Raw genomic sequence first — 26,751 nt, forward strand, 5'->3', positions numbered from 1 at the left:
GGAAAGCGTGAATCCCCGCGTCGCCTCGCTCCTAAACTCCTAAACCTCCCGCTGCGCGCCTACGCCGGGAAATAAACTTCTAAACCAATATGTTATCAAATCCAACCCCAAAGCGCTATGTCCTGCGGTGTACTTAGTACATAGTACATTGTATATAGTACAATTTTTCATTCCCCTTGCTAAAATCCACAATTTCCCTGATATTTAAATTGTTAAAAGCTTTTAGCAACCCTATAACCTACTCAGTGTTAATTAACAGATTCATTTTGCTCTTTGGCATAGTACAAATGCTTGCTCACCATGCATTCTGTCAGCAAATGCCCATTACCCCTCACCCTTCCAGCTATGAACTTCAAGGCGGGTTCATTGAAATTGACAGCAGCTGGGGGATAGCCTCAGGTGATGGGGTGGAGGTGGAAACCGTTGAGGTTTTCAATGATTTTATCCAAAATCTCTATGGTTTTCAACTTGGTGTGTCCGATTCAAATTCTTCTAAAAAGGTGAGATTAATTAAGGAGGAATCTTTGGAGGAAGGCAATTACAACCTCTCGGCAAAAGACGGGGAGATCAAAATCACCGGTTCAGAAAGTGGTTTGCTATATGGTCTTTTTTCCTTGTTGCAGCTTATGCAGGAAAAGGACGGAAAACTGCTTATTCCAGCCCTAGAGATAGAAGATAAACCAGAATTTCAATACCGGGGGTTGATGATTGATGTGGTCAGACACTTTAGGTCATTGGATCAAATGAAGAAGGTGGTAGACCTTATGGCTTACTTCAAGCTCAATCGCCTCCATTGGCATCTTACTGATGACCAGGGTTGGCGACTTGAAATCAAAAAGTACCCCGAATTAACTGAAATTTCAGCTTGGCGGGACAGTACCATCGTGGGTCCCTACAGTAAACCTTTTGTATACGACGGAAAACGTCATGGAGGTTATTATACCCAAGAGGAAGCCAGAGAGCTGGTTGCCTATGCAGCTAAGCGCCATATTACTGTAATTCCCGAGATAGAGCTTCCGGGCCACAGTTCAGCCGTACTGGCTGCCTATCCGGAATTTGGAAGCTTCCCAATGGAAAATGGGAAACCACAAAAAGGAAGCATTCCGGCTTTTGACAAAAATAATAAACCATTGAATAATCAAATCTCAGATGCCGTGCCTGGCTACTGGGGTGTACATTACAATATTTTTGGCCCAAAGGAGGAAACATTTCAGTTTTTAGAGGATGTGCTGACTGAGGTGATGGATATCTTCCCTAGTGAATTTATCCATATCGGAGGGGATGAAGTGCCCAAAGATCACTGGAAAACTTCACCTATAGCACAGAAAGTGATTGAGAGGGAGGGCTTGGCCGATGAGCATGAATTGCAAAGCTATTTTATCACCCGGATAGAGAAATTTTTGAATGAAAACGGCCGAAACCTTATCGGATGGGATGAAATATTGGAAGGTGGACTTGCGCCAAATGCCACTGTGATGAGCTGGAGGGGTGAGGAAGGGGGTATTGCGGCGGCCAAAATGGGCCACAATGTGATTATGACCCCCAACAGCCATCTCTACTTTGATCATGCCCAAGGGGGAAAATCTACCGAGCCTTTGAATTTTTGCTGCTATCTTCCTTTGGAGAAAGTGTACAATTACTCGCCCCGCCCTGAGTCACTCACAGCAGAACAGCAAAAGTATATTTTGGGTGTGCAGGCCAATTTATGGACGGAATACATCCCCTCCGACACCAAAATGGAGTACATGATTTTTCCGAGACTGCTTGCCCTTTCTGAAATTGCCTGGCTTGGTAAGGAGCGGAAAGATTATGAGAGATTTGCTCAGGTGAGTTTGCCAATAAGGCTTTATGAACTGGAAAGGTTGGGAATCCATTTCAGGATTCCGGAGGCTAAAGTTTCCATGGAGGAGGCAAGTGGTGGGCGGCAAACTGTTGCGATGCGGGTTCCTGTAAAAGGTTCTAAAATATTTTATACCATAGATGGGCAGAGGGCTGATCAGACTGCTACTTTGTATGAGGGGCCATTTACCCTGCCCTATTACCTCACCGGCTCCCAAAGTACCCTCTTAAATTACATAGTAGTTACCCCTGAAAATAGAGTTAGCGCCATGTACAGCATGGAATTGACAGCTGATGGGCCCAAAAAAATTGAAAAAGATTAAAAGCTATTCCTGTTTTGAAAAAGAAGTTACTGATACTGTTTTCCATATTATTTCCCTTGATGGGAAATGCCCAACACCTATACCAGGACCCCGGTCAACCAATGGAAAAAAGGGTGGGGGATCTTCTGGGAAAGATGAGTTTGGAAGAAAAAGTCGGTCAGCTTTCCACTTTGCTGGGCTGGGAAATGTATGACAATAGCCAGGAAATCACCCAACTCAGTGATGCTTTGAAAGAAGCTGTCCGCGAAAGACACATTGGCTCCCTTTGGGCCACCTTGCGAGCCGATCCCTGGACCCAGAAAACCCTGCAAAACGGTCTAAATCCCAAAACTGCCGCAGAAGCTACTAATGCAATTCAGGAATTTGTAATTAAAGAAAGCCGCTGGGGAATTCCTTTGTTGTTGGCTGAGGAAGCTCCCCATGGGCATATGGCTATAGGAACGACGGTTTTTCCGACTTCTATTGGGCAGGCCAGTACCTGGAATCCTGATTTGATCAGAGAAATGGCAGCAGTCATAGCAGAAGAAGTAAGACTACAAGGCGGTCACATTGGTTATGGTCCCGTGCTGGACCTGGCGCGCGAACCCCGGTGGTCCAGAGTGGAGGAAACCTATGGGGAAGACCCTTATTTAAATAGCCGCATGGGAGTGGCCATGGTGAAAGGCTTTCAGGGAGAAGACCTTCATTCCGGTGTAAACGTGGCTTCCACATTAAAACATTTTGCTGCCTATGGAGTGCCTGAGGGCGGCCATAATGGATCAGGTCTGAGTGTCGGGCAGAGGGAACTTCATTCCAGTTATTTTCCTCCCTTCAAAGCAGCCATACAGGCCGGGGCAAAATCCATCATGACTTCCTACAATTCCATCGACGGCATTCCCAGTACCGCCAATCCCTACCTTTTCCGTAAAATCTTGCGCGATGAATGGGGTTTTGAGGGCTTTGTGGTTTCCGATCTGGGAAGTATCAGCGGCTTAAGGGGACGTCATAAGGTGGCCGCTACTGGTGAGGAGGCCGCCAAGTTGGCGCTGCTGGCTGGGGTGGATTCGGATTTGGGTGGAAACGGCTTTGACCGGAATCTTGTCAATGCTGTTAATGAAGGTATGGTGGACGAAAAGCTGCTAGATGAGGCTGTCAGTAATGTGCTTCGGTTGAAGTTTGAAATGGGCTTGTTTGAAAATCCCTTTGTGGTTCCTGCCAAGGCTTGGGAAGTGGTGAGAAATCAGGAGCATATTCAATTGGCACTTCAGGTGGCAAGAGAGTCCATCACGCTTTTGAAAAATGAAAACGGGCTTTTACCCTTAAGTAAAGATCTGCAAAAAGTAGCTGTAATTGGTCCCAACGCGCATAATATCTACAACCAACTTGGGGATTATACCGCTCCCCAAGAAGAATCAAATGTAACCACTGTACTTGAGGGTATCCAAAAAAAACTCGGTGCCGAAAAAGTAAGCTATGTGAAAGGGACGGCCATAAGGGAAACCTCTCAGGATGAAATAGAGGAGGCTGTTGAATTGGCCAGGAATTCTGATGTGGCGGTGGTAGTGCTGGGCGGCAGCAGTGCACGGGATTTTAGCATTGAACATGAGGATACTGGGGCCGCAAAGGTAAGCGAAACCGAAGGGCTACTTAGCGATATGGAAAGCGGTGAGGGCTTTGACAGAATGTCGCTTGACCTCATGGGGAATCAACTGGACCTGCTAAAGGTCATACAGACTACTGGTACGCCCACCGTGTTGGTTTTGATAAAAGGTAGGCCGCTGCTATTAAATTGGCCAGATGAAAATGTGCCTGCCATATTGGATGCCTGGTATCCAGGGCAGGAGGGCGGGAGCGCTATTGCAGATGTGCTCTTTGGGGATTACAACCCAGCAGGAAGACTGCCCGTTTCCGTTCCCCGGTCGGTTGGACAATTGCCTGTCTATTATAATTACAAAGCTCCGGTCAAGCACGATTACGTGGAGGAAAGTGCCGCGCCTCTTTTTGCTTTCGGCCATGGCCTGAGCTATTCTGCTTTTGAGTACCAAAATCTGTCTGTCCAAGTGACGGGTGGAGTAGGTGATCCAAAGGTTTCTATTGAGGTAGAGGTGACCAATACCGGGGAATTGGATGGAGAAGAAGTCGTGCAGCTTTATATCAACGACCTAATCAGCTCCACCGTCACCCCCGTTCAGCAGCTGGTCCGTTTCGAGCGAAGGCCCATAGCGGCTGGGGAAACAAAGGTTTTCAGCTTCCAATTGGAAAAGGAAGACCTGGAACTGCTGGACATGGAGATGAACTGGGTGGTGGAGTCAGGTGATTTTGAAATCATGGTCGGCGCTTCCTCCAGAGATATTAGATTGAAAGAAAAATTTACCATAAAATGATGATTATCAAACCTAACCTATTTTCAGCCCTTTTGATCTCTATGTTCCTGGCTAGTATAGTTGCCTGCCAGGAGAGAGTTAGGGACCAGGGCAGTTCCTTTTCCTCAGCCCGATTAACGGATTACGTTGACCCGTTCATTGGGTCAGGATTTCACGGCCATGTGTTCGTGGGGGCCAATGTGCCTTTTGGTGCGGTGCAGTTGGGGCCGGTTAATATTACCGAGGGCTGGGATTGGTGCTCAGGTTACCATTACTCTGATTCTACAATTATAGGATTTTCCCACACCCATTTGAGCGGGACGGGAATCGGTGACCTTGGAGACATCTTGGTCATGCCCGCCACCGGAGATGTAAAAATCCAAAAAGGGGAAGCCGAAAAGCCTGAAACGGGTTATTTTTCCTACTTTTCCCATGATAGGGAAAAAGCCAAAGCTGGTTATTACCAGGTGCACCTGGATCGATATGCTATTGATGCCGAGATGACCACTACCGAAAGAGTGGGGTTCCATCGCTACACTTTTCCGCAGGCAGATGATGCCAAGCTGATCATTGACCTGGAAGAGGGGATCGGCTGGGACAGGTCTACCGATACCTATGTGGAAATGCTGGATGAGCAAACCCTGATAGGACATAGGCACTCCAGCGGCTGGGCCAAGGATCAAAAGATCTTTTTCGCAGCAAAGTTTTCCAAGCCATTCAAAAGCTGGGAAACGTATGAAGATGGGGATGGCCAATCCGAAAATTCCAGAAAGGGCAAAAAGGTCAAGGGAGTAGCCCATTTTGATACCCAAGAGGGCGAGCAGATTTTGATGAAAGTGGCAATCTCACCTGTCAGTGCTGAAAACGCTCTTATGAATATGGAGGAAGAGCTTTCCCATTGGGATTTTGACCAGACAGTAGCATTGGCTGATGAAAAGTGGGAAAAGGAGCTGAGGTTGATTGAGGCGGACTTCAGTGAGCCTCATCAAATGAGGACTTTTTATACCGCCCTTTATCATACAATGATTGCCCCGTCCATATTCAACGATGTAAACGGCGCTTATCGTGGGGCCGATGGTGAAGTGTATGAGGATAAGAGCTTCACCAATTACACCACCTTTTCCCTTTGGGACACCTATAGGGCCGCGCACCCGCTATATACCATCATCCAGCAGGAGAGAGCTGCGGACATGATGGAGACTATGCTGAATATTTATGAGCAACAGGGCAAACTTCCGGTTTGGCACCTCATGGGCAATGAAACCAATACGATGGTGGGTTATAGCGCCGTACCTGTATTGGTGGATGCTTATAGAAAAGGGATTAAGATGGATGAAGTCAAGGCTTACGAAGCTATAAAGGCCACCGCCATGAGGGATGAGGATGGCTTGGGTAGCTTAAAATCTCGGGGCTACATACCTGCGGATGAAGATGTGGAAACAGTGGCCAGCGGGTTGGAATATGCTCTGGCCGATTGGAGCATTGCCCAAATGGCCAAAGACCTGGGCAAGGAGGAGGATTATCATTACTTTATGGAAAGGGCCTCCAATTACAAAAACTATTTTGACCAAGAGTCCGGGTTTATGAGGGGAAGAGTGGGAGAAAATGAGTGGCGGACCCCTTTCAGTCCATTTGAATCCCGCCACATGAAAGATGATTTTTGCGAAGGCAATGCTTGGCAATATACCTGGCTGGTTCCCCATGATGTGGAAGGTTTGATGGAATTGTTGGGAGGTGAAGAGGCTTTTGCCAACAAGTTGGACAGCTTGTTTTTGGTGGAGGGTGACATGGGAGAGGAGGCCTCCAGCGACATTACCGGTTTGATAGGGCAGTATGCCCATGGAAACGAACCCAGCCATCATGTGACCTATCTTTATGGCTATGTGGGGCAGCCTTATAAGACAGCAGAAAAGACCCGTCATATCATGGACAGCCTTTATTCAGATCAGATCGACGGGCTGAGTGGCAATGAAGATGTGGGCCAAATGTCTGCCTGGTATGTATTGTCCTCACTGGGCTTTTATCCGGTCAATCCGGCTAACGGAACCTATGTTTTCGGCAGCCCCTTGGTCAACCATGCCAAAATCCAAGTGGGAAATGACCAGACGTTTGAAATCAGAGTCAGGAACAACAGTCCAGAAAATCTCTATGTGCAAGCCATGCAATGGGACGGGCAGGATTATACCAAGAATTATTTCCATCACAAAGACCTGATGAAAGGTGGCGTTTTGGAAATCCAAATGGGTTCAGAACCATCTGCTGATTGGGGAACCCAAACCTCCGACCGTGCCAGGTCCAACGTTAATTGAAGCCAACTATGAAATACCTTTTTCCCATTCGAATATTCAGCATTTGCCTGCTACTTGGATTGGTCGCCTGTGAGGAACAGGCAAACGTAGCAAAAACTGACTTACCCTTACCATCCCAGCGGCAACTGGATTGGCAAAGAATGGAGTTTTACGGGTTTGTCCATTTTAGCATAAATACATTTACTGATATGGAATGGGGTATGGGCGATGAAAGTCCTGAGAAATTCAACCCATCCGAACTGGATACCCGACAATGGGTGAAGGAAATGAAAGATGCGGGCATGAAAGGGGTGATTCTTACCTCCAAGCATCACGATGGTTTTTGCCTTTGGCCAAGCCAATACACCGAACATTCGGTGAAAAATTCCCCTTGGAAAAATGGGGAAGGGGATGTGGTTGCCGAGCTTGCTGAGGCCTGTAAAGAATATGGGTTAAAACTGGGACTATACTATTCCCCTTGGGACCGCAACCATCCCGACTATGGGAAACCAGAATACATCACCTACATGCGCAACCAACTGCGGGAGCTGCTTACCAATTACGGGGACATTTTCGAAGTCTGGTTTGACGGTGCAAATGGCGGTACTGGATATTATGGCGGTGCAAACGAGGAAAGAAGGGTGGATAAGAGGTCTTATTATGATTGGGAAAATACCTATGCCCTTGTAAGGGAGCTGCAGCCCAATGCGGTGATATTTGGAGATGCCGGGCCGGATGTGCGCTGGGTTGGAAATGAAAAGGGGCATGCTTATCCCACGACTTGGTCCTATCTGATGCGCGACTCCGTATATGCCGGAATGCCCGAGTATGCCGACTTATATGCCTCAGGGCAGGAGGATGGGAGCCATTGGGTACCAGCAGAGGCGGATGTTTCTATCCGCCCGGGGTGGTACTATCATCCAGCAGAAGACGATAAGGTCAAAACGCTTGAGGAACTGATGGATATTTACTACAAAAGCATTGGAAGAAACAGTGCTCTGCTTTTGAATTTCCCCGTCGATACGCGGGGTCTGATCCACGAAAATGATGTACAGGCGCTGCGGGAAATGGCCGCCCGCATAGAGCGGGACTTTTCTGATGACTTACTCCAAGGTAGGCAGGTGAAAATTCTCTCCCCCTCCAAAGGCCAGAATGGCCCTGAAAATGTGTTGGACAACGACATGGCCACTTACTGGATAATAAATGAGGAGGCCTTAGAGATCGATTTTGGCCAAGAAATCACCTTCAACCGCTTCTGGGTGCAAGAGCACATACCTCTGGGCCAAAGAGTAAAATCCTTTACCCTCGAAGCCAAGCAAAACGGCCAATGGCAGCCCCTTGCCTCCGAGACGACCATTGGTTATAAAAGAATCCTCAGGTTCGATGATACCCAGGCCACGGCCATTCGATTCCGTGTGGACGATTACTTGGAGCCGCCGCTGATTTCGCATGTTAAGGTGTTTTTTGCGGATCATAGTCGATAGACCATAGTCCATAGTAGGTAAAACCTTCCAAGTCTCGTGAAAATCATAGACCTGGAAGGTTTTTTCCGTGTATACCTACTTCGTACTTAGCTTTAGAACCAATTTCCGAGAAGAAGAAACTCTGCGAAACTCCCTTTAAAACTCCGCGTAACTCGGTGACCCTTTTCTTTCAGCGAATCACCTCGCTCCTTCGAAGCAAAGTCTGGGTAGGTCTACTTCTGAAGCAAATGGTTGCTGCATAAAAAAAACTGAATGTACAGAGCAGGATAAAAAACCTGGAAAAAAAAATAATTTACTGAACCATTTAGGTGGTTTGGTCTAGTTATTGGTTGTTGATCCCCTTTTACATTCTTTTTTTGATTATGAGGATTTTTGTATTTGCCGCCATAGCAGGAGCATTTTTGTCTGCATGCCAATTGGATAATTCCCCCGCTTTGGATGATTTACTACCTGCTTCTGAAACTGTTTCACTAGCGATAAATCTTAAGGGTAGTGAATGGAAAGCCAATAAAGCTTCTCCTATTGGGGGAAGGTTAGTAGATGGACATACTTATTTCAGTTATAAGGTGTTGTGTTGGGGGTATCACCACCTCCATAGATCAAGTTAATATCGACTATGTGGTTAATAGCGACTATCGAATTGAGGTAAGCTCAATGAAAATTCCAAGTGAATATGATATTGCCCACCTTCGATCTATATACAATTTTAGTGTTGAAAGTAGTGATGACTATGAGGATTATCAGGTGTATTATCCTCGTGTGGTGTCAAATGTGACCCTATATCCCTTCAGTACATATGTATATATTGGGAGAGGTGACCCGTATTTTCCTTCAGACAAGTTTATTGGTGAAAGTACATTTTTTATTGACGGGAAGGAAGATCATGTGGATGTGGATATGTACAGGTTTTCTGCAGGAATTGGTTTTAGGGTTTTAAACCTTGCTTCTGGGACAATTGAAATTACCTTTAACCTTCACCAATATAGTTTTTCTTATTACTTAGATAGCCAAAATTCTGAAATAAGAGAAATTAGACCTGTAAATAGTGTTTTTTCCTCAAATCAATTTACTAACAACCTACTAGATTCTCCCGAAAATGTCAGGCATCATTATAATATCACGGTTAAACTACATGAGGAAGATGACATTGGTGAAGTAAAGGAAAGGATACTTCTAAATTCGGAGATTTATTTAAGAAGGAATTTCATGACTACCTACGAATTAGATATGGATCCATTTTACCAAGAGCCTGAAAGAGAAGGAGGAGTATTAAAGTTAGATTTTGTTGATAATGAACTAATAGATAGGGGAGTAGAGAATTTTTAGATTTAAACGATATGAAAAAGTTTTTAATGATAGTTTTTGCAGCAGGGTTTTTAAGCTGCACAGTGGAAGGGCCATTAGAGCCTGACCAAATCGAAAATGCAGATACAAACAAAACCGTTACGCTTGGAATAAAGCCCGGAGGAAGTGATTGGCTACAGGGGCATGCACGAATAAGTGATGAAAGTTTGAAAATGGTTGAAACAACCGTTTATTATGGATACAGTGTTGTGGAAGTGCATGAACATGGTCATGTATTAACCGAAAGTGGAGTGACCACTAATATTGATGAGGTGGAAATAGAATTTAACATTGGACAGGAGTATCAAATTAGATTATCCAGTGCAACTTTTGAGGACAAATATGACCTTTCCCCATCTCGTATTTTTGAGATTAGAGAACCGGTGTATAGGTGGCCTGTCTTCCGAAAACATACACCTGCGGAATCCAGAGGAAATACCAGGACGAGTGACCCTTTTGGTACCCGTGTAAGAGACGCGCAAGTAAATGGGTCAACCATTACCCATTGGAGGTTTGAGTCAGACAAGTTTATTGGGCTTGAACAGCTAGTGATTGAGGAGCAAACAGAAGTATTGGAAATTGATTTGTATAGGTTTTCAGCAGGGTTGAATTTTGAAATTGAAAACCTTCAGGAAGGAAAAGTGGAATTGGTGCTAGATCCTAATAATGTAGGGGAGTATATAGAAGGAGGAAGCGTAAGATTTTCCTTTTCGCCTGATAGTACATCTATATACGATTTGCGACCTTATAAAGAGGTCAGAAACTTTGATGAGAGATACATTGAGGAAATCTTAAGTGATCCCGACAGCAATGAAATGGAATATGCGGTTTTGGGATATTATATTATTGAAGATGAGGAAGGAAACGTAGTGTCGTCAAAGCGCATTTTAAATACTTCCTTAATTGTAAGAAGGAATTACAATCTCACCTATGTTATTGACATGTCCGATTTTGATTTAACTTCGGAAGAGGATAGTGAGTTAGGGAGTGGTCCTAGATTAAATTATGTAGATGAAGAATTGATTGAGGGCGAAACGATAAGGTTAAATTAATCAGCTATGAGTCGAGTTGTTTTTTTTATTATAATATTAGTCATGGTCGCATCCTGTAAACTGGATGGAATAGAGGCAGATTTTTTGCCTGAAGTACAAGAAAAGGTAAAGGGAAATATTAAGTTATCTGGCCCTGGGTTTTCAGTAAAATCCTCCCCACTCAATGCAAGACAAACGCAGCAGGAAGTAATTGCCTATAGGATAGAAAAACTTGTAGGTGGGGAAGTGCAAAAATATGCCAGGGGAGTGGCAAAGAATATAGAAAATCTTGAGCTGGAATTTGACCCAAGTGCTGATTACAAGATAATGCTATCATATGTAAGCTTGGGTGAAGAGGTGGATTTGGCGCAAGACCCTAGGATTTTTGATAGGCGTTTTTCTGCGGGATTGCAAGAGTTTGTTGATTATTACCCCTATGATTTGAACAGTTCATTAGAAATCTATCCCTTTCACACAGCAATAAACACCCATTTCAATGGGTCTTATTCTAATGAAAAATACCCGCCTTCCGACAAATTTGTGGGAGAAGCTGAATTTAGAGTTGGAGAAGATCCTGCCGAAATCGAAATCGAAATGCATAGGCTTTCGGGAAGCATAGGGTTCAGAGCACTGAATCTCCAAGAGGGAAAAGTGGTGATTTATGTAGGTGAAGAGAATCGTTCGGCGGGGAATATCACGGTTTTTACGGTTGAATTATTGCCAGAGGAGCATGAGAAAGCAGATTTACGTCCCGCCATTCACGTCAGGAACGATTACAGAGGGGATTTGATATATGATATCATTAATAATAGAGGATCGACAATAAGGAGGCCTCGAAGTAGGGAGGAAGCCTCCGGGACCCCTCTAAATACCGCATTTAGTGTGGGTATAAGATATTTTGAGCATGAAGACGAAACGGGTAATTATAGAGATATTATTTTTGGAGATGTCAGGATTATAAGAAATCAGGCTGTCATTTATCAGTTTGATATGGAAGATTATGAGTCCCCTAATAGCCGAATTTTAGCTCCAGATAAGGGATTGGAAGCAGTAGATGAAATGGTTTTGGAAGATAGGAATTGAGGGAAATGGCCAATTCAAACGGCTTGCCTAAAACCCTGCTTCCCTCCTTATTCCTTCAATACTCCACTGGTGACAGTCGGCAGTCGACAGCATAAAAAACCTTCCAGGACTCGTAAAAATCATAGACTTGGAAGGTTTTTTTTCGTGTACACTTACTTCGTACTTAGCTATCGAATCAATTTCCGCGAAGAAGAAACTCTGCGAAACTCCCTTTAAAACTCTGAGAAACTCTGTGTCCCTCTGTGTCCCTTTTCTTTCCGCGAATCACTCCTTCGAAGCAAAGTCCGGATAGGCCTGCATGCTGTGCTCGTTCACGTCTAGGCCTTCGATTTCCTCCCGGGCGAGGACGCGGATGCCGCGGGCTTTTTTCATCCCGAAAAAGAGAATGAAACTAAATACTGAGCAAAACAAGCCCGTTACCACAATACCTGTCAGTTGGCTGACAATCTGGGGCCAGCCGGCGAGGGAACCGAAGATCCCTACGGCCAGGGTGCCCCAAATGCCACAGATAAGGTGCACCGAAATGGCTCCCACCGGGTCATCGATCTTCAGGCGGTCAAAAAAGATCACCCCGCCCACAGCCAGTGCCCCGGCTATGCTGCCGATGATCACTGCATCCAAGGGGCCCATCACGTCAGCCCCTGCAGTGATGCCCACCAGTCCTGCCAAAATCCCGTTGAGTACCATGGTGATGTCAAAAGTGCGCGTGAAGGAGTAGGCTGCACTAAGGGCACCTATGGATCCCGCAGCCCCGGCCATGGCGGTGGTGACAAATACTTTCGAAACTTCTCCCGGATTGGCCGAAAGGACACTGCCTCCATTAAAACCAAACCAGCCGAACCATAGCAGGAACACGCCTATCACGGCCATGGGGATGTTGTGTCCGGGAATGGGGCGGATGCCATGTGGGGTGTATTTCCCAATTCGCGGCCCAAGGAGAATGGCCCCAACCAATGCTCCCCATCCACCAACTGAGTGCACGATGGTAGATCCCGCAAAATCGTAGAAGGGTGTTTCCAGGGTGTCCAGAAACCCGCCGCCCCATTTCCACATGCCTACTATTGGGTAGCAGATGCCCACATACATGAGGGAAAAAAACATGAAACTGCTGAGTTTTATCCTTTCGGCCACGGCGCCTGATACGATGGTAGCCGCTGTGGCTGCAAACATGGCCTGAAATACAAAATCAGTGTAAAAAGTATATCCTTCATTGTAGCCGGCGTTGTCCCAGTTTGCAGGAAGGTTGATTCCAAAGCCTGACAGTCCGATAAATGCACCCTGAAAGATTTCTCCCGGGTACATAAGGTTAAACCCGATCAAGCCATAAGTGAGAATGCCAAGGCCGGGGATGATGGTGTTTTTGAAAAGAATGTTGATGGTGTTTTTACTTCGCGTAAGCCCGGCCTCCAGGGCGGCAAACCCCAGGTGCATGATGAATACCAATATGGTAGCCACCATCATCCATAGGTTATTGATGGTGAAAAGCTCTTGTTGCATGGTGTTTAATAGGTTTGTAGTGTTTGGTTAGTTCTAAAGTGCGGCGTGGTCCCGGTCCTTGTTTCGAATGCGGTAGGCGCTTTCGATGGGGCTGACAAATATTTTCCCGTCCCCCACCTGCTTGGTGCAGGCATGATGAAGGATACAGTCCACAATTTTGTCCACCTGCTCATCGGTGACCACCATCTCCAGTTTGGTCCTGGGAATGTAGCCGGGATTGAAATCGGAACCCCTGTAGGATTGGGTTTTGGCATTTTCCATCCCAATTCCTTTCACTTCAAAAAAGGTGAGGAATTTGACATCCAGCTCGGTCAAGCAAGCGTGGACTTCCTCAAATTTTGAAGTTCTAATCAAAGCTTCTATTTTTTTCATTAGGCTTAAAAATAAAGGTGTTTTATTGAATATTATGTTAATTTATCTATAATAGGTTTAAAAAACAACATGATAATAAGATTAATAATGAAAATTATTAAAATAAGGTTTAATAATAAGGTTTACTTTTTAATGTAGGTCGGTTTCTGAGGTTGGTAAATTTTGCCTTTCCAAATGTATCTCTTAAATTGTTAGTGAATTAATGTTGCTTTTATGAATAAACATCTTTTGAAACCACTAGCGCTGCTTTCCCCTCTAATGATGTTACTTAGCTGTGGAGGTGCATCCACGGAAGAGCCAATGCCGGTTTCTTTGCAGTATATGGGTAAAAAGATCAGCCTGGAATTGGACGAGACTACCCCTAATTTCAGTATGGGGCTGGGATATTTTGAGGATCAAGGGAACGAATTGGTATTCAATATCAACTGGGAAATGAACTCCCTACAGGTATATGATGCCAAAGATGGCAAAATAACCCGCAACCTAAAATTTGAAAAGGAAGGACCGGAGGCAGCCGGAGAACTTTTTGGATTTCACGTCCACAATCCTGATAGCATTTTCCTGTTTAGCCAGCGAAGTCCGGTTATTGTGTTGACAGATATCACTGGGGTAATTAAGGAAAAGATCCGTTATGAGGTGCCGGACCGCTATTCCCCGGCATTTGTGCACGGTGCTTACTTTTTGTCCCCTCCTGTACTGATTGGGGATGAATTGATTGCCAGAACCCGAGTATTTGGCAATATTCGAGAGATGGGTAGCGAGGAACTGAAAGATAGCCAGGTCTCCTTTGCGATTAACCTGAAGGAGTCCAGTTCGAGATTTATTTCCCATACCTACCCGGCAGATTATATGGATAAAGGCCCAAAGCAAATCGAGCCCAGTATGGCATTTGACGGGGAGAAGTTTGTATACAGTTTCTTTGGTGATCACCGCGTGTATTACAGTGAAGGTGTAGATCAAAAGCTGGAAAGCGTTTCCTTGCCAAGTTCGTATTTGGACAGGGAGTTGCCAGTATTTCCAGCCCCGGAAAAAAGCCAACAATACATCTTCGGATCATCACGCTATGAGCACCTGGTCTATGACCCCTACCGGGAGGTCTACTACAGATTCGCCTTCCCGACCACAGAGGAGACCGACCCCGAAAAGCTTGCCCATTTGAGGGATACCCCTGGGTATTTCGTGATAATGGTCATTGACAAAAACCTTGACCTTTTGGGTGAAACCTATTTCCCCAAGGGAAAGTACCACCCAAACAACCTATTTGTAGGCAAAGATGGCCTTTACCTCTCCATCCAGCATCCTGAGAATCCGGATAATGAAGAAGATAGGATGGTGTTTGAGTGTTTGGAATTGGGCGGATAACGATATAATTTGCAATGGGTCACAAAGTAACACCAAGTTAAATGGAAGTCGCACAAAGCGAATTTTTCCCGTCGTACTCGTACGTTTAAGGGCTTGTAAAACCTATGATTATCACCTTTTGGAAGTATTATTGCGTGGTGGATACCTTGCTTTCTTCTTTGTTCTGCTTGATCCATCCGATGATCCTGCAGGGGTTGGATTTTCCTTTGGCCAGGGCGAATGCCTTGCCTAGATTGACCTGAAAGAACTCCACGCCAAGCGTACACAACGAATACCGAAATGCCGGAGCGCCCATTGGAACCTCCAATAGCAAGTCAATGGGGGAAGTCTCAACTGGGATTAGTGGTGTTTCCTGCATGATGCAATCATTATCATTTTCCTCATCAAGATTGATGTCCAAACGGTGGAGGTGGAGCCTGAAGTGCGTGGCATTATCTGGAAACCTCAGCATGTGCGAAGGATGGAATTGCGGCATGCTTACTTTCAATTTTCCGGTGTCAGTAGAAATTTCATAAGGCCACCTCAAAATGCTGCTAAGTCGGGTGTGCGGATTGAGGTCAAAATCTAAGAAGCGGTCCCAATTCCCGCCCTCTACCACTCTATGGCCTCTAGAGTGGCTTGGATCCTCTTTTGCCATCTGCATCAGGATTTTCTGCAGGCGCGTGGAAAGGTCTGTCAGCTTTGTTCTATGCTCCACCTTTTTCAATAATTGCTTGATGTACTTGCCGTTGGTAGAGGCAGCACCATACTCCGCCATGTTTTCCCTTGTCCGGGCAAATTTTGGGTCAGAGCTTACCCGCTCAGCCGTCACACCACCTTTATCCCTGACCTGATAGCCATCCTTATCCTTGTAAAAGTTCAGTTTGCCAATATTGCCCGTAAAAAATATGGGTCCTTCTTGTTTTGCCATTTTTGTTGATGTTTTTTTTGAGATTGTTTGACTGTTGAACTGTCAGTTCGTCGATTCGACAGTTCAACAGTTCAACCCATTTAAATTACCCCTAGATATTCGCTGTCGGAAATGTCGAACTTCCTGCCTCTTTTAATGTGCCGTGAAAAGGCAATATAAATGTGTAACTCCCCTTGAAATTGCAAAGGGGCAAGGATTTCTTGCTGCTGTTGGGATCTGAAGTTGCCTTGCAGGACCGCAAAGGAGAGCTTTGAGCGAAGGTGGTAAAGGAGGATCACCACCTGGTCTTTGGCCTTGGCATCAGCGATGCCGGTGTTGTTGTCCCATTGCAGCCGCACTTTTCCCTCCTCGGTCCAGGCAGCGGATGGGTTGGAAAATCCCGTTAGCTTACCTTGACTAATCATTACTTGGGCGGGATCTACCAGCAGTTCCTCTTCTTCATTAAAATATAGGGCCTTGTTCATCAGGTTGCTTGTGGCTTGGTGGATGCCCCTTTTCATTCCGGATTTAAAGTTGTGATAGCCAAACTCTATGACCTCCATGATAGGAAACAGGAAGTCACTGGCCAAGGAAAGCTTCTGTTGGTGAAACAGCTGAAGCTCAGTAGGGGGCCTATTCTCCTTTTCCTTTGAGGTTAGTTTTCTGGGTGTCTTGCGGGCAAATTTTTCCCCATTTACTTCATAGATAATGGTGTTGCCGATTGTGCCCTGCAAATCCGCATGGGTGCTTGTGACTCTTGCCATAAAATGGTTGTTTAAAAGTGGATATAAATGATGTACTGAAAAACGCGATCACTTTACCAAAAGCAGCTTTTTCCCTCCTAAAAATTACCGGCTTACCATTTCTATATGCTTAAGGCATAGTAAATTACACTTAAAAAGTATAAAACCAAATAGAGGTAGAGATTTTTTTCTTTTTACTGCAAAATTAAAAACAAATAATCTTCGGTTCATCAACGTTAAATATGGTGCTTTATACGCTCTTGATACGCTGATGATATATGTAAAAACAGTAGAATATTCTAATCTTGATCATGACAAGTCTAACTTACGAAATTAACATGATTTCTTAGCCTGGCCCTTCGCCGAAGATTATATCACCCAGTGGGGGCAGTGATAGGAATGTCGGTTAAGGGGTTGGGCGCACAAAGAATTAAGCCTACCTAGATTGGCAGCTAAGAGTCCGAGAGACCCCGCCTGTCGATCTAGGTAGGCTTTTGTCGAGATGAATGTTTCTATGCCCGGTTGCGGTGTGAATTACCTTTCTTTTGGCAACGTAGGCTCTCAGGCTACTCCAATGGGATTTTGGTGGCATTTTCCGCTAACCATTTTTTATAGGACTTCAGTTCAGGGTTCAGCTGTCTGGAGAAATCCACATCGCGTACGGCCATGCATTCCTTTTCAAAATCCCTGTAGTACTGGAACATGTTTCCCAAGTCATCTGCTCCGGGGAAGTCAAAGCTCCTGTAAGTATCAGGTGATACGTTATTGTAGATTATTTTCAATTGCAGAGCGTCCGAAAGCCCGTCTGCTATATCTTGTCCCGTAAGGTGTTCACCTGCGATCCCGATAGTTTGGCCGATAAGTTCCTCTCCCTTTTTGAATATGCCATAGGCACATTTGCCGATGTCCTCGGAGGCGATTCCGCTCATACGTTTATCGTCGAGGGGAAAGGTGAGGTAATAGTTGCCGTCTTCTGCCTTCTTGGGTCCCGCTCCAAAATGGATGAAGTTGTCCCAATAAAAAGAGGCTATCATAAAAGTGGTAGGCAGGTTGGCTTCTTTGAAGAAGTGGTCAGCCTCCCCTTTGGCGTCGAAGTGGGGCACTTTATATTTACCCTGTAAAGTGGGCATTCGGTCATCCTCCAAGGGCACCAGTTTGCGTGTGTCCTCAAGCGTAGACCAGATGATGTGTTTCAAGCCTGCTTTCTTTGCCACTTCCGTAAATTGCTTTACTTCCTCAATCTCTTTTTCCGGGGAAAAATGATCCCAAATGAAAGTGACGAAATAAGCACCATACGCTCCCTGTAGGGCTTTTTCCATTGTATCAGGCTTGTCTATATCTGCTTGGATCACTTCAGCCCCCGTGTCGGCCAACTCCTTGGCTTTTTCAGAAGATGGGTCTCTCGTTACCGCGCGAACCGAGAATTCGCTATCAGGGTCGTTCAAGATTGCCCTTGCCAATCCACCGCCTTGGGCTCCGGTGGCGCCAAATACAGTGATGATTTTCTTTTGTGCCATGATGTGAGGAATTTGGTTTAAAAATTTGTTTAACAGACAGCTACCTGGGATGTAATTATTGGAAAGGAACTGTCAAAAATCATTTAAACATCTAATATACAGATAAATAGCCTGAAAAATGCATGTTGATTGGAATATAAAAACGTAAACATCTTACTCCGGCAAATACAGCCTCATACTCCCCTTCCCAAACTCTACTTCATCCAGATGTCCCATCTTTTTTCTGTCTTCGGGGATCAGGTGTGCGAGTCTCACCCCATCCACTTACTCAAAAATTGCAGAAATGCATCCTTGTGGTTTTCGCTGACGGTGATTTGGGTTTTGCCGATGTGGACGATGTTGCGGGAGACGGAGTCGATATGGTCTAGGGCGATGATAAAGGAGCGGTGAACTCTCATAAACCTGTCGGTAGGCAAGAGTTCCTCCATGTTCTTGAGACTGGTGAGGGAGAGTATGGGATTGGGTTTGTTGACCAAGTAGACCTTTACGTAATCTTTATAGGCTTCCACGTGGGTGATCTCGTTCAGTTTTACCTTTACGAGCTGATATTCTACCTTTAAAAAAATGTATTCCTCTCTGTTGCTGTTTGAGGGGTTGGTGTTATTTTGCTGCTCAAAATGGTGTAAAACCTTGGAGGAGGCTTTAAGGAACTCCTCATAACTGAAGGGCTTGAGGAGGTAATCAACAGCATCTACTTTATACCCTTCGATAGCAAATTGATTGTAAGCGGTGGTGAAGATGATTTTAGGTTTTTTGACTGAATTTTTTGCATCTAGCACCCTTGCCAGTTCCATGCCCGAAAGGTCAGGCATCTGTATGTCAAGGAAAATTAGGTCCACTTCGTTCTGGTTAACGAAACCAAGGGCCTCTATGGCGTTTTCAAATTTTCCCACCAAAGTCAAAAATGACGTCTGCTCCACAAATTTGCTAACAAGGTCAAGGGCCAGGGGCTCATCGTCTACGGCAATGCAATTGATTTTCATGACAAATTAATTTTCAAATCTACCCTATATTCATTTTCAGGGTTTTGGTCATCTATTTTAAGTTCATGTTTTTGCCCGTATAAAAGGGAAAGCCTTCGTTTAGTGTTGGCCAGCCCAATGCCACTGGCACTTCCTTCGGGTGTGTTTTGGTTCGATTGGAAAATAGTGTTGACCGCCTCCATTTTTAGCATTTTGTCCTTTACGCAAATCTTGACCGAAATGGCACTAGGCCTTTGTGAGCTTACTCCATGCTTGAAAGAATTTTCGAGGAAAGGCAATAGCAACATAGGAGCTAATCTGGCATCTTCAAACTGCTGTGGGATTTCAATGTTTACCTGCACCTTGTCTGAAAGCCGAAGGCGCATGAGCTCTATGTAATCCTTGATGAAGTCCAATTCTTTACTCAGCATGGTGCTGTCTTTTTCAGTTTCGTACAACACATAACGCATCATTCTGGACAGTTTGAGGATCGCGGTCTGCGCTTTTTGTATGTCCAGGTTAGTCAGGGAATAAATGTTATTGAGCGTATTGAAGAAGAAATGGGGGTTAATCTGAGCTTTAAGATAAGTAAGCTCCGAGTCAACCTGCTGCCGGTTCATTTCTAACCTCAACGCTTCATCTTTCTGCCATTTTCGGACCGCCCCCACACTGGTACTGATGCCTATTCCCATGTAAAACACCATAAGGTTATAAAAGTCATAATTGGAAAAGGACCTAGGTCGTGGTACAAATGTAGTGTCGGGGCGGAAGATGTTATGCATGATTTCCTGCATATTAAAGGAAATGTCATAGGCAATCAAAAGCCCGGTATATATGCCACCCATGGCCAGGGCAATGATAAGAAACAAGAAGGTTTTGTTCTTGAAAAGGATCCTAGGTACCAGGTAAAAAAGGTTGAAATAAAAGGCACCTAATAACAGCCCAAGCATAAGGGATTGTTTGGCCCAAAACTCTAGGGGTAGATCTGCTTTCCAGGACAGTGGGGTGATGATAAAGAGGTAGGAACCGAAAAGAAACCAGCCCAAAATATGGATGAGGATGGCAATTTTCTTTTTTAAAGGACTTTCTACAGGCATGGGGATTAATGGTATTTCGGATAAACTAAGATAAAAATAATCTTTCAACCTAATGCTATCTACCAACCTGGGAGTTTTGACGGCGAAAGGCTTAATCTACTAGACCAAGTCAGCACCTTAATTCCACAAAACCGTTCATCCGTCCGAAATGGGAATTGGTCGATGAATAGCTCCTTTCGGTCTATCGCATTTTTTAATAATAGAAATCAGGAGTTTCTTTGCTTTTGTAAAACGTCCAAATCGGACTTCTTCAATTAACAATACTCATGAAAATTTTAAAGCAATTTTTGCTATCCCTACTTTTGGTTCTCACCTCGTTTCAAGTTTTGCTTGCGCAGAATGCTGACACAGAAAAAGCAACCTACCGTATTACCGGTCGTATCTTAGAGAAATCCACCGGAGAACCTGTTCCATATGCTTCAGCTGTGCTGTTGAATGCGGAAACCAAAGAGCAAGTAACTGGAGCAGTAGCCGACGTGGAAGGCAGGTTTTATATCACTGGGTTCAAAAACGGAAACTATGTATTGCAATATGCATTCATGGGATTTGCGGCACTCACTTCCGAAACTATTTCCATTACAGATGGCAACAAGTCACTCGATATGGGAGATTTGAGATTGGAAGAGGAGGGTGTAAACCTTCAAGAAGTGACTGTAATGGGACAGAGAAGCCTTATTGAAGAAAAGGTGGACAGAACTATCTATAATGCAGAATTTGACAAAACTACGGTGGGTGGAAGCGCGACTGATGTTTTAAGACGTGTCCCAATGCTTTCTGTAGACCTTGACGGAAATGTTTCCATGAGAGGTAGTGCCAATATCCTTGTGCTTATCGATGGTAAGCAATCTGCCATTGTGGCTTCTAACATTTCAGATGCCATGAAGCAGATTCCAGCAGAGGAAATCAAATCAATCGAAGTCATCACCTCTCCATCGGCCAAGTATGACGCCGAAGGTACCGGTGGTGTGATCAACATCATCACCAAAAAGAACAATCTGCAAGGTGCTTCATTGAACATCAATACCAGTGCAGGTGTACGTGGATCAAACCTTGGCCTAAATGCAAGTTTGAAAAGAGGCAAAATGGGCTGGACATTGGGAGGTTTTGGAAGAAGCGGATATAATATTTTGGGAGCATTTGAAAACCAACAAACCCTTCTTAATCCCGGAGGTGCCGATGTACAGATTAACCAATCTGCAGACACCCGAACCAATATGCTTTTTGGTAGATATAATCTTGGTTGGGATTACGAGATCAACAAATATAACTTTATGACGGCTTCTGTAAGTGTGGGCTTGAGGAATATGAGAAACCGTCAGAACAACCTCTTGACAGAGACTTTTGTGGAAGATGAGTTCGTAAATGCCCTCCTTCGAAATGTAAATGTTGATGACCTTTCCAATAATGTGGATTTGAACTTCAACTATACAAAAACCTACGAGAAAAAGCTTAAGGAATTTAGTGTGTCAGGTTTATATAGCAAAAACACAAGGAACAATGACTTTGTGAACAGTCTGTTTACTGAGAGTTTTGACCAGGTTGCCAGCAGAATCAGAAACGAAAACCGTGGCATCAATGAGGAATTTACCATTCAGTTAGATTATGTCACTCCATTAGGTAGCGGCACGAATCAGATTTTGGAATATGGTGCTAAGAATATTTTGAGAAAAGCAATCAGTGATTTCGGTTACTTTACCGCGGAAGGCTCTGATGGACCTTTTAACCAAGTCGAGGATGTGGCTTTTTCCAACTCCTTCAATTATGATCAAAATGTAACAGCCGCATACATGTCCTATACTTTAGGATTCTGGGATAACTACACCTTGAAGTCTGGATTGAGATATGAATATACCACTATCGATGCGGATTTCAGAAACTCTGAATTGCCAGCTGACATTCCTTCTTATGGCTTGTTTGTGCCAAGCATGAACTTGAGCAGGAAGTTAAAAAACGGCAACATGATCAAGGCCGCTTACAACAGAAGGGTACAAAGACCATCTTTGCAGTTCTTGAATCCCAACATCAATGCTGCAAACCCTCAGCAAATTTCCCAGGGTAACCCACTTTTGGATCCTGAGTTGACAGACAATTATGAATTATCTTATAGCACCTTTGTGAAAGGTTCTTCAGTGAACTTTACCAGTTTCGTAAGAAATACAACCGGATCTATTCAGCCGGTAAGAACCATTCAGGATAATGATGTGATCTTTACGACCTTCGAAAATATTGGGCAGGAGAGAGCTTATGGTTTGAGTGTCTTTACGAACATCAACTTTTCAGGCAAATTCTCCATGAACGGTAGTGTTGACGGTTACTACGCCATGCTGGACAACGGACTTGAGGATCCATTGTACGCTGCTTCCAATGAGGGATTTGTAGTCAGTGGTAGGTTATTTGCCAACTATACCTTGCCTAAAAACTGGCAGATCCAGGCCTTTACTTTTGCAAGAGGTAGACAGGTGCAGCTTCAGGGTACTTCCGGCGGATTTGGAATGTACGGCTTGAACTTGAATAAGCAGTTTAATGAGAAAAGAGGAAGTATTGGTTTCGGAGCCGAAAACTTCTTGGCCACTGAAATGAGGATCCACAACGAGTTGATCACGCCAACCATTATGCAACAAAGTACCAATACAATGAGAAACATGAACTTCAAGATCAATTTCTCTTATAGAATTGGAAAACTTAGTGTAGATGGTCCTAGGAGAAGAAAGCGTGGAGTAACTAATGAGGATTTGAAGCAAGGGGGCGGCGGAGCTCAGGAGGCGATAATAAATAATTAAGTTTTAATATTGTAGATAATAGAATCCACCGGGTATGCTCGGTGGATTTTTCTTTTTATATTGCGCCCCTATGGAAAGATCAACCTTCAGCTATACAGCCAATTACTGTGAGGAAAACATTTGGCATCTATGCCTACACCCTAGCATGGAGGGATTACTGAAGCATGTCCTGATCATATCAAATGAGGAAAAGAAATGCCCTTTGTATGCTCAGCAATCAGCACATGGGAATGATCCGGTATGGTGGGATTATCATGTGGTCCTGCTGGCGGACAAGGATGGGGATCAGCTGATTTTTGACTTTGATACTACCCTGACTTTCCCTGTATCTTTACAAGATTATTTAAAGCACACTTTTCCAAATTCAGTCAACTGGCTGACTGAAGATCTGCCGCTCTTCAAATCCATACCTGCAGCCGATTATATCCGTTCGTTTTCATCTGACAGAAGCCATATGAAAGATGTTGGTGGAGAGTGGATCTTCACGCCACCTATATGGTCACCTATAGCCAGTGATGGCAAACTCCTGCTTCAGGGTTTAAGGGATTTTACAGCAGAATGCAAAGAACAACGCCTTACTCTGGGCGAAATGCAAATGATTGGAAAAAACATGATTTCTTCGGTTTTTGACATTTGAATTGGACTATTCCCCTTGTAGATCCAATAACGACTCCCAAAGAAAAAATCCTATCATGTAATTAGGATTGATTAGGTCCCCTGCCTCCCGAGAAGTATCTTGGGCCCTTCTTTTTAGTCCGCAGTCGGGCAAAAACGTCCGCTTTTTAAAACTGCTAGCAGTCATTTCCTTTATTTTTCGCGCAATTTCATCGAAAGAAGTTGGTATCCATTTGGTTATGGTTAATAAAACCAAAATTTTATGTTATGATACCGTTGAAAATTATTTTCTTTCTCACGCTTAGTGCTTTCTTGATTGGAAGCCTGGCCTATAAGCCTAAAGACCAAGATGCCATTGAAAGGGCCATCTTGGATTATGTGGAGGCTTTCTACGAGGCGGATCTTTCCAAAGCCCATCGAGGGGTGGCAAAGGATTTACATAAAAGGGGCTATTACAAAGATCAGGATGGCGATTATGTGGAGGCCTTTATGACATTTGAGCAGTTTCTGGAAATGGCCTCAGACTGGAACACCAGTGCCGGGGTTACAGACCAATCACCGAAAAAGATAACCATATTTGAGATTTTAGACCAAACTGCTTCTGCAAAAGTGGAAGCCCACTGGGGAATTGATTACTTCCATCTGGCCAAATTGGATGGTAAGTGGAAAGTGGTGAACGTACTTTGGCAGACAGTTGAGGACTGATAAGAAAATAAAGAAAAGCCGCATTGTCGGTGGGCAGAGTAGGCAAAAAATCACCTTTAAGATATAAGCGATGGCACTTGATATTAAATTTACCTTTCTGTTGCTGATTCTGTTTGCAGCATCCATTTTAGATATTAAGGCCCAAAGCCATGCCACTAAATTGACGGAGGAAGAACGAGCCCAGGTGGTCGAGGAGGTCAGTCAACTCTTGAGGGATAATTATATATTTCCCGAAGTGGCTGAAGAAATGGCTGAACTCATTAAAGAAGGCCTTAAAAATAATTATAAGAGCCTGGAGTGGCCGCAAGAATTTGCCGAGTGCCTGACTGAGGATCTAAGGTCTATCAGCAATGACCGCCATCTAAGTGTAATCTTTGAACAGAAGCCGGTAATGGGGCAAAATTCATCAGGCAGTCCTGACGCCAAGAGAAACTACCTAGATAACCAGAGGAGGGATAACTTTGGGTTTAAAGAACTGAAAATATTGGATGGCAATATAGGCTATCTGAACCTAAAGGGATTTGTACACGCTGACTTTGCCAAAGAAACAGCAGTGGCCGCTATGAATTTTTTGGCCAATGCAGATGCCGTGATCATTGACCTGCGGGAAAACGGAGGCGGTTCACCTACAATGATCCAGCTTATTTCAAGCTATTTCTTTAAAGGCGACCCTATTCATTTAAATACTTTTTATAACCGTCCAAATGATGAAACCTGGGAAACCTGGACATTGGAAGAGATTCCGGGTAAACGGATGCCGGATGTTGACCTTTATATATTGACGAGCAATTATACTTTTTCCGCTGCCGAGGAATTTGCATACAACCTTCGCCACCTCAACCGGGCCACTATTGTGGGTGAAACTACCGGAGGAGGTGCCCACCCTGTCCAAAGGATGGTGGTTGCAGACCGGTTCATGATTTCTTTGCCCACAGGCAGGGCAATAAATCCGATTACAAAAACGAACTGGGAAGGTGTAGGGGTTGAACCACATATGAAGGTGGAAAGCGATGAGGCATTGCTCACTGCTCAGATCATGGCACTAGAGACGCTCGCCGGTAAAGCGTCCCCTGAAACTAAAAAGCTATATGAGTGGCATCTCACAAATTTCAAGGCGCAAGAAGAGCCCCTGCAACTTGAAGGTTCCCAACTGGTAAGATACACGGGGGTCTATGGCCCAAGGGAAGTCACAGTGGAAAACGGGAAGTTGTTTTACAAAAGATCCGGCAGTCCCAAGTTCGAGTTGATTCCTTTGGACAGAGGGCTTTTCGGGATTAAGGATATGTCCAACTTCAGGGTCAAATTTCATGAGGAAAACAATGAAGTAAAGGCAATGACTGGTATTTACCTCAATGGAAATGAAGAAACCTATACGAAAGGAAATTAAGGAATAAATTAGATTTAAACGTTATTTTTAACTTAACTGTACAGCCATGACACACATAGCCATTCCTATACCCACTGCTCCTGGTAAGCAGGACATTCAGGTGGAAGTGACCATCAACAATGAGAAACAAACACTCCATTATCGGGTGGAATTGTTTTACTGGGACGACTGCAGCAATCCTCAGGGACATAGGGCTGACTGTTTGAGTGAAATGCTCGCCAAACACGACCCTAACTGGACAGTGTATTTTATTGGGGCTCCTACGGATAAGTTTGTGCCCATCACCTTTGTAGAGAAGGGGGCTAGGTTCAAATCTTTACCAGTTTCGGAGAAATAGGGAAATATGCCTGGGGCGAAATATTTCCCTATTTCCTTTTCTACTATTTCAATTTATATTTCTCCTGATCATAAGGCTTACTGTTGCCGTGCAATCCAGGAAAGGGGGGTAGTTTTTTTCAAGTGTATGATCTATTTTCTAAATTTTATAGTGCAGCCGACGGCTTTTGTATTGTTTACTGCCACCTGTCTGTTGTTTAGGATATCATCCATGGCTTTTTCCACGTATTTATCATTGGCTTTATCTGCTTCACGGAAGTTGTTGTCAATTGCACCAATGTATTTGACCACGAAGTCATTGCCTTCCCTTTCCAGCAGGTAAACTTCGGGGGTTTTGGTGGCTCCATAGGCAAGGGTGATTTCTTGGCTTTCATCATAGATATAGGCAAAAGGGAATTTCTTGCCTTTGGACCTTTCCTGCATTTTTTCAAAACTGTCACCTGGAGACTGGGTTTTGTCATTGGCATTGATGGCAATTACAGGATAACCTTGTGGGGCATATTTGTTGTGAAGTTCTATCATCCTGTCCTCGTAGGCTACTACATAGGGGCAGGTATTGCAAGAAAATATGACTAAAAATCCTTTGGCATCTTCATGCGAACTCAAAGAGACCATTTTGCCGTCGACACTTTTTAAATTAAAGTCTCGGGCTTTGTCCCCAACTTTATAACCATCCTTGTTCTGGGCATTTACAAAGGTGATCATAAGGAGAAACATTCCTAATAGCGAGTATACGGTTCTAAAATTTTTCATGG

Annotated in this window: 22 protein-coding genes; 14 read left to right on the top strand and 8 right to left on the bottom strand. The window is 44.4% G+C overall.

The window, feature by feature from the left end:
* Positions 1-245 precede the first annotated feature (245 nt).
* From FPL27_RS03640 to FPL27_RS03675, 8 genes are all read left to right on the top strand, one after another.
* Positions 246-2,162, top strand: a complete 1,917-nt coding sequence (locus FPL27_RS03640) for a beta-N-acetylhexosaminidase (protein WP_235893362.1) — start codon at positions 246-248, stop codon at positions 2,160-2,162.
* 14 nt (positions 2,163-2,176) lie between these two features.
* Positions 2,177-4,525 (top strand): glycoside hydrolase family 3 N-terminal domain-containing protein, encoded by a 2,349-nt coding sequence (locus tag FPL27_RS03645; RefSeq protein ID WP_235893363.1) that lies wholly within the window; start codon positions 2,177-2,179, stop codon positions 4,523-4,525.
* Positions 4,522-6,813, top strand: coding sequence for a GH92 family glycosyl hydrolase (locus FPL27_RS03650; protein ID WP_143959792.1), 2,292 nt, complete (start codon positions 4,522-4,524; stop codon positions 6,811-6,813). Before FPL27_RS03645 ends, FPL27_RS03650 begins: the two co-directional genes overlap by 4 nt.
* A gap of 8 nt (positions 6,814-6,821) precedes the next feature.
* Entirely contained in the window at positions 6,822-8,276 is a 1,455-nt protein-coding gene (locus FPL27_RS03655) for an alpha-L-fucosidase (RefSeq protein ID WP_143959793.1), read from the top strand.
* Between the two features lie 362 nt (positions 8,277-8,638).
* Positions 8,639-8,884, top strand: a complete 246-nt coding sequence (locus FPL27_RS03660; protein WP_143959794.1) for a hypothetical protein — start codon at positions 8,639-8,641, stop codon at positions 8,882-8,884.
* Positions 8,885-8,930: 46 nt separating this feature from the next.
* Positions 8,931-9,602: a hypothetical protein gene (locus FPL27_RS03665; protein ID WP_143959795.1), complete on the top strand. Its 672-nt coding sequence runs from the start codon at positions 8,931-8,933 to the stop codon at positions 9,600-9,602.
* A gap of 11 nt (positions 9,603-9,613) precedes the next feature.
* On the top strand, positions 9,614-10,672 hold the full coding sequence (locus FPL27_RS03670; RefSeq protein ID WP_143959796.1) for a hypothetical protein: 1,059 nt from the start codon (positions 9,614-9,616) through the stop codon (positions 10,670-10,672).
* 6 nt (positions 10,673-10,678) lie between these two features.
* The gene (locus tag FPL27_RS03675) at positions 10,679-11,734 is read left to right on the top strand and encodes a hypothetical protein (protein WP_143959797.1); all 1,056 of its coding nucleotides are present in this window, start codon (positions 10,679-10,681) and stop codon (positions 11,732-11,734) included.
* 264 nt (positions 11,735-11,998) lie between these two features.
* Here FPL27_RS03675 and FPL27_RS03680 read toward each other — a convergent pair whose 3' ends face one another.
* Positions 11,999-13,231 carry an ammonium transporter gene (locus tag FPL27_RS03680; protein WP_143959798.1) on the bottom strand — a complete coding sequence of 411 codons (1,233 nt, stop codon included), beginning with the start codon at positions 13,229-13,231 and terminating at the stop codon, positions 11,999-12,001.
* Between the two features lie 33 nt (positions 13,232-13,264).
* A complete protein-coding gene (locus FPL27_RS03685) occupies positions 13,265-13,603 on the bottom strand; it encodes a P-II family nitrogen regulator (RefSeq protein ID WP_143959799.1) in 339 nt (112 codons plus the stop codon).
* Between the two features lie 213 nt (positions 13,604-13,816).
* Here FPL27_RS03685 and FPL27_RS03690 point away from each other — a divergent pair, with 213 nt between their 5' ends.
* On the top strand, positions 13,817-14,965 hold the full coding sequence (locus FPL27_RS03690; RefSeq protein ID WP_143959800.1) for a DUF4221 family protein: 1,149 nt from the start codon (positions 13,817-13,819) through the stop codon (positions 14,963-14,965).
* Between the two features lie 127 nt (positions 14,966-15,092).
* On the opposite strand, the gene FPL27_RS03695 is transcribed toward FPL27_RS03690, so the two are convergent.
* The 5 genes from FPL27_RS03695 to FPL27_RS03715 all read right to left on the bottom strand — a co-directional run bounded on the left by FPL27_RS03695 (position 15,093) and on the right by FPL27_RS03715 (position 20,173).
* Entirely contained in the window at positions 15,093-15,875 is a 783-nt protein-coding gene (locus FPL27_RS03695) for a hypothetical protein (protein WP_143959801.1), read from the bottom strand.
* 80 nt (positions 15,876-15,955) lie between these two features.
* The gene (locus FPL27_RS03700; RefSeq protein ID WP_143959802.1) at positions 15,956-16,618 is read right to left on the bottom strand and encodes a DUF6266 family protein; all 663 of its coding nucleotides are present in this window, start codon (positions 16,616-16,618) and stop codon (positions 15,956-15,958) included.
* A 545-nt stretch (positions 16,619-17,163) separates the two neighbouring features.
* Positions 17,164-18,114, bottom strand: a complete 951-nt coding sequence (locus FPL27_RS03705; protein ID WP_143959803.1) for an NmrA/HSCARG family protein — start codon at positions 18,112-18,114, stop codon at positions 17,164-17,166.
* Between the two features lie 251 nt (positions 18,115-18,365).
* Positions 18,366-19,097, bottom strand: coding sequence for a LytR/AlgR family response regulator transcription factor (locus FPL27_RS03710; RefSeq protein ID WP_143959804.1), 732 nt, complete (start codon positions 19,095-19,097; stop codon positions 18,366-18,368).
* Complete coding sequence (locus FPL27_RS03715; RefSeq protein WP_143959805.1) at positions 19,094-20,173, bottom strand: sensor histidine kinase; 1,080 nt, start codon at positions 20,171-20,173, stop codon at positions 19,094-19,096. The genes FPL27_RS03710 and FPL27_RS03715 overlap by 4 nt, the downstream gene beginning before the upstream one ends.
* Before the next feature lie 266 nt (positions 20,174-20,439).
* On the opposite strand from FPL27_RS03715, the gene FPL27_RS03720 reads away from it, so the two are divergent.
* From FPL27_RS03720 to FPL27_RS03740, 5 genes are all read left to right on the top strand, one after another.
* Positions 20,440-22,953, top strand: coding sequence for a TonB-dependent receptor domain-containing protein (locus FPL27_RS03720; RefSeq protein WP_143959806.1), 2,514 nt, complete (start codon positions 20,440-20,442; stop codon positions 22,951-22,953).
* Positions 22,954-23,023: 70 nt separating this feature from the next.
* Positions 23,024-23,590: a protein N-terminal glutamine amidohydrolase gene (locus tag FPL27_RS03725; protein ID WP_185974292.1), complete on the top strand. Its 567-nt coding sequence runs from the start codon at positions 23,024-23,026 to the stop codon at positions 23,588-23,590.
* A 245-nt stretch (positions 23,591-23,835) separates the two neighbouring features.
* Positions 23,836-24,273, top strand: a complete 438-nt coding sequence (locus tag FPL27_RS03730; protein WP_143959808.1) for a nuclear transport factor 2 family protein — start codon at positions 23,836-23,838, stop codon at positions 24,271-24,273.
* Positions 24,274-24,343: 70 nt separating this feature from the next.
* Complete coding sequence (locus FPL27_RS03735) at positions 24,344-25,660, top strand: S41 family peptidase (RefSeq protein WP_143959809.1); 1,317 nt, start codon at positions 24,344-24,346, stop codon at positions 25,658-25,660.
* 46 nt (positions 25,661-25,706) lie between these two features.
* Positions 25,707-25,997 carry a hypothetical protein gene (locus FPL27_RS03740; protein WP_143959810.1) on the top strand — a complete coding sequence of 97 codons (291 nt, stop codon included), beginning with the start codon at positions 25,707-25,709 and terminating at the stop codon, positions 25,995-25,997.
* A 131-nt stretch (positions 25,998-26,128) separates the two neighbouring features.
* Here the strand turns inward: FPL27_RS03740 and FPL27_RS03745 are convergent, their stop codons facing one another.
* Positions 26,129-26,749 (bottom strand): thioredoxin family protein, encoded by a 621-nt coding sequence (locus FPL27_RS03745; protein ID WP_143959811.1) that lies wholly within the window; start codon positions 26,747-26,749, stop codon positions 26,129-26,131.
* Between the last annotated feature and the right edge of the window lie 2 nt (positions 26,750-26,751).

Source organism: Litoribacter populi (genome assembly GCF_007483685.1).
GTDB classification, from domain to species: Bacteria; Bacteroidota; Bacteroidia; order Cytophagales; family Cyclobacteriaceae; genus Litoribacter; species Litoribacter populi.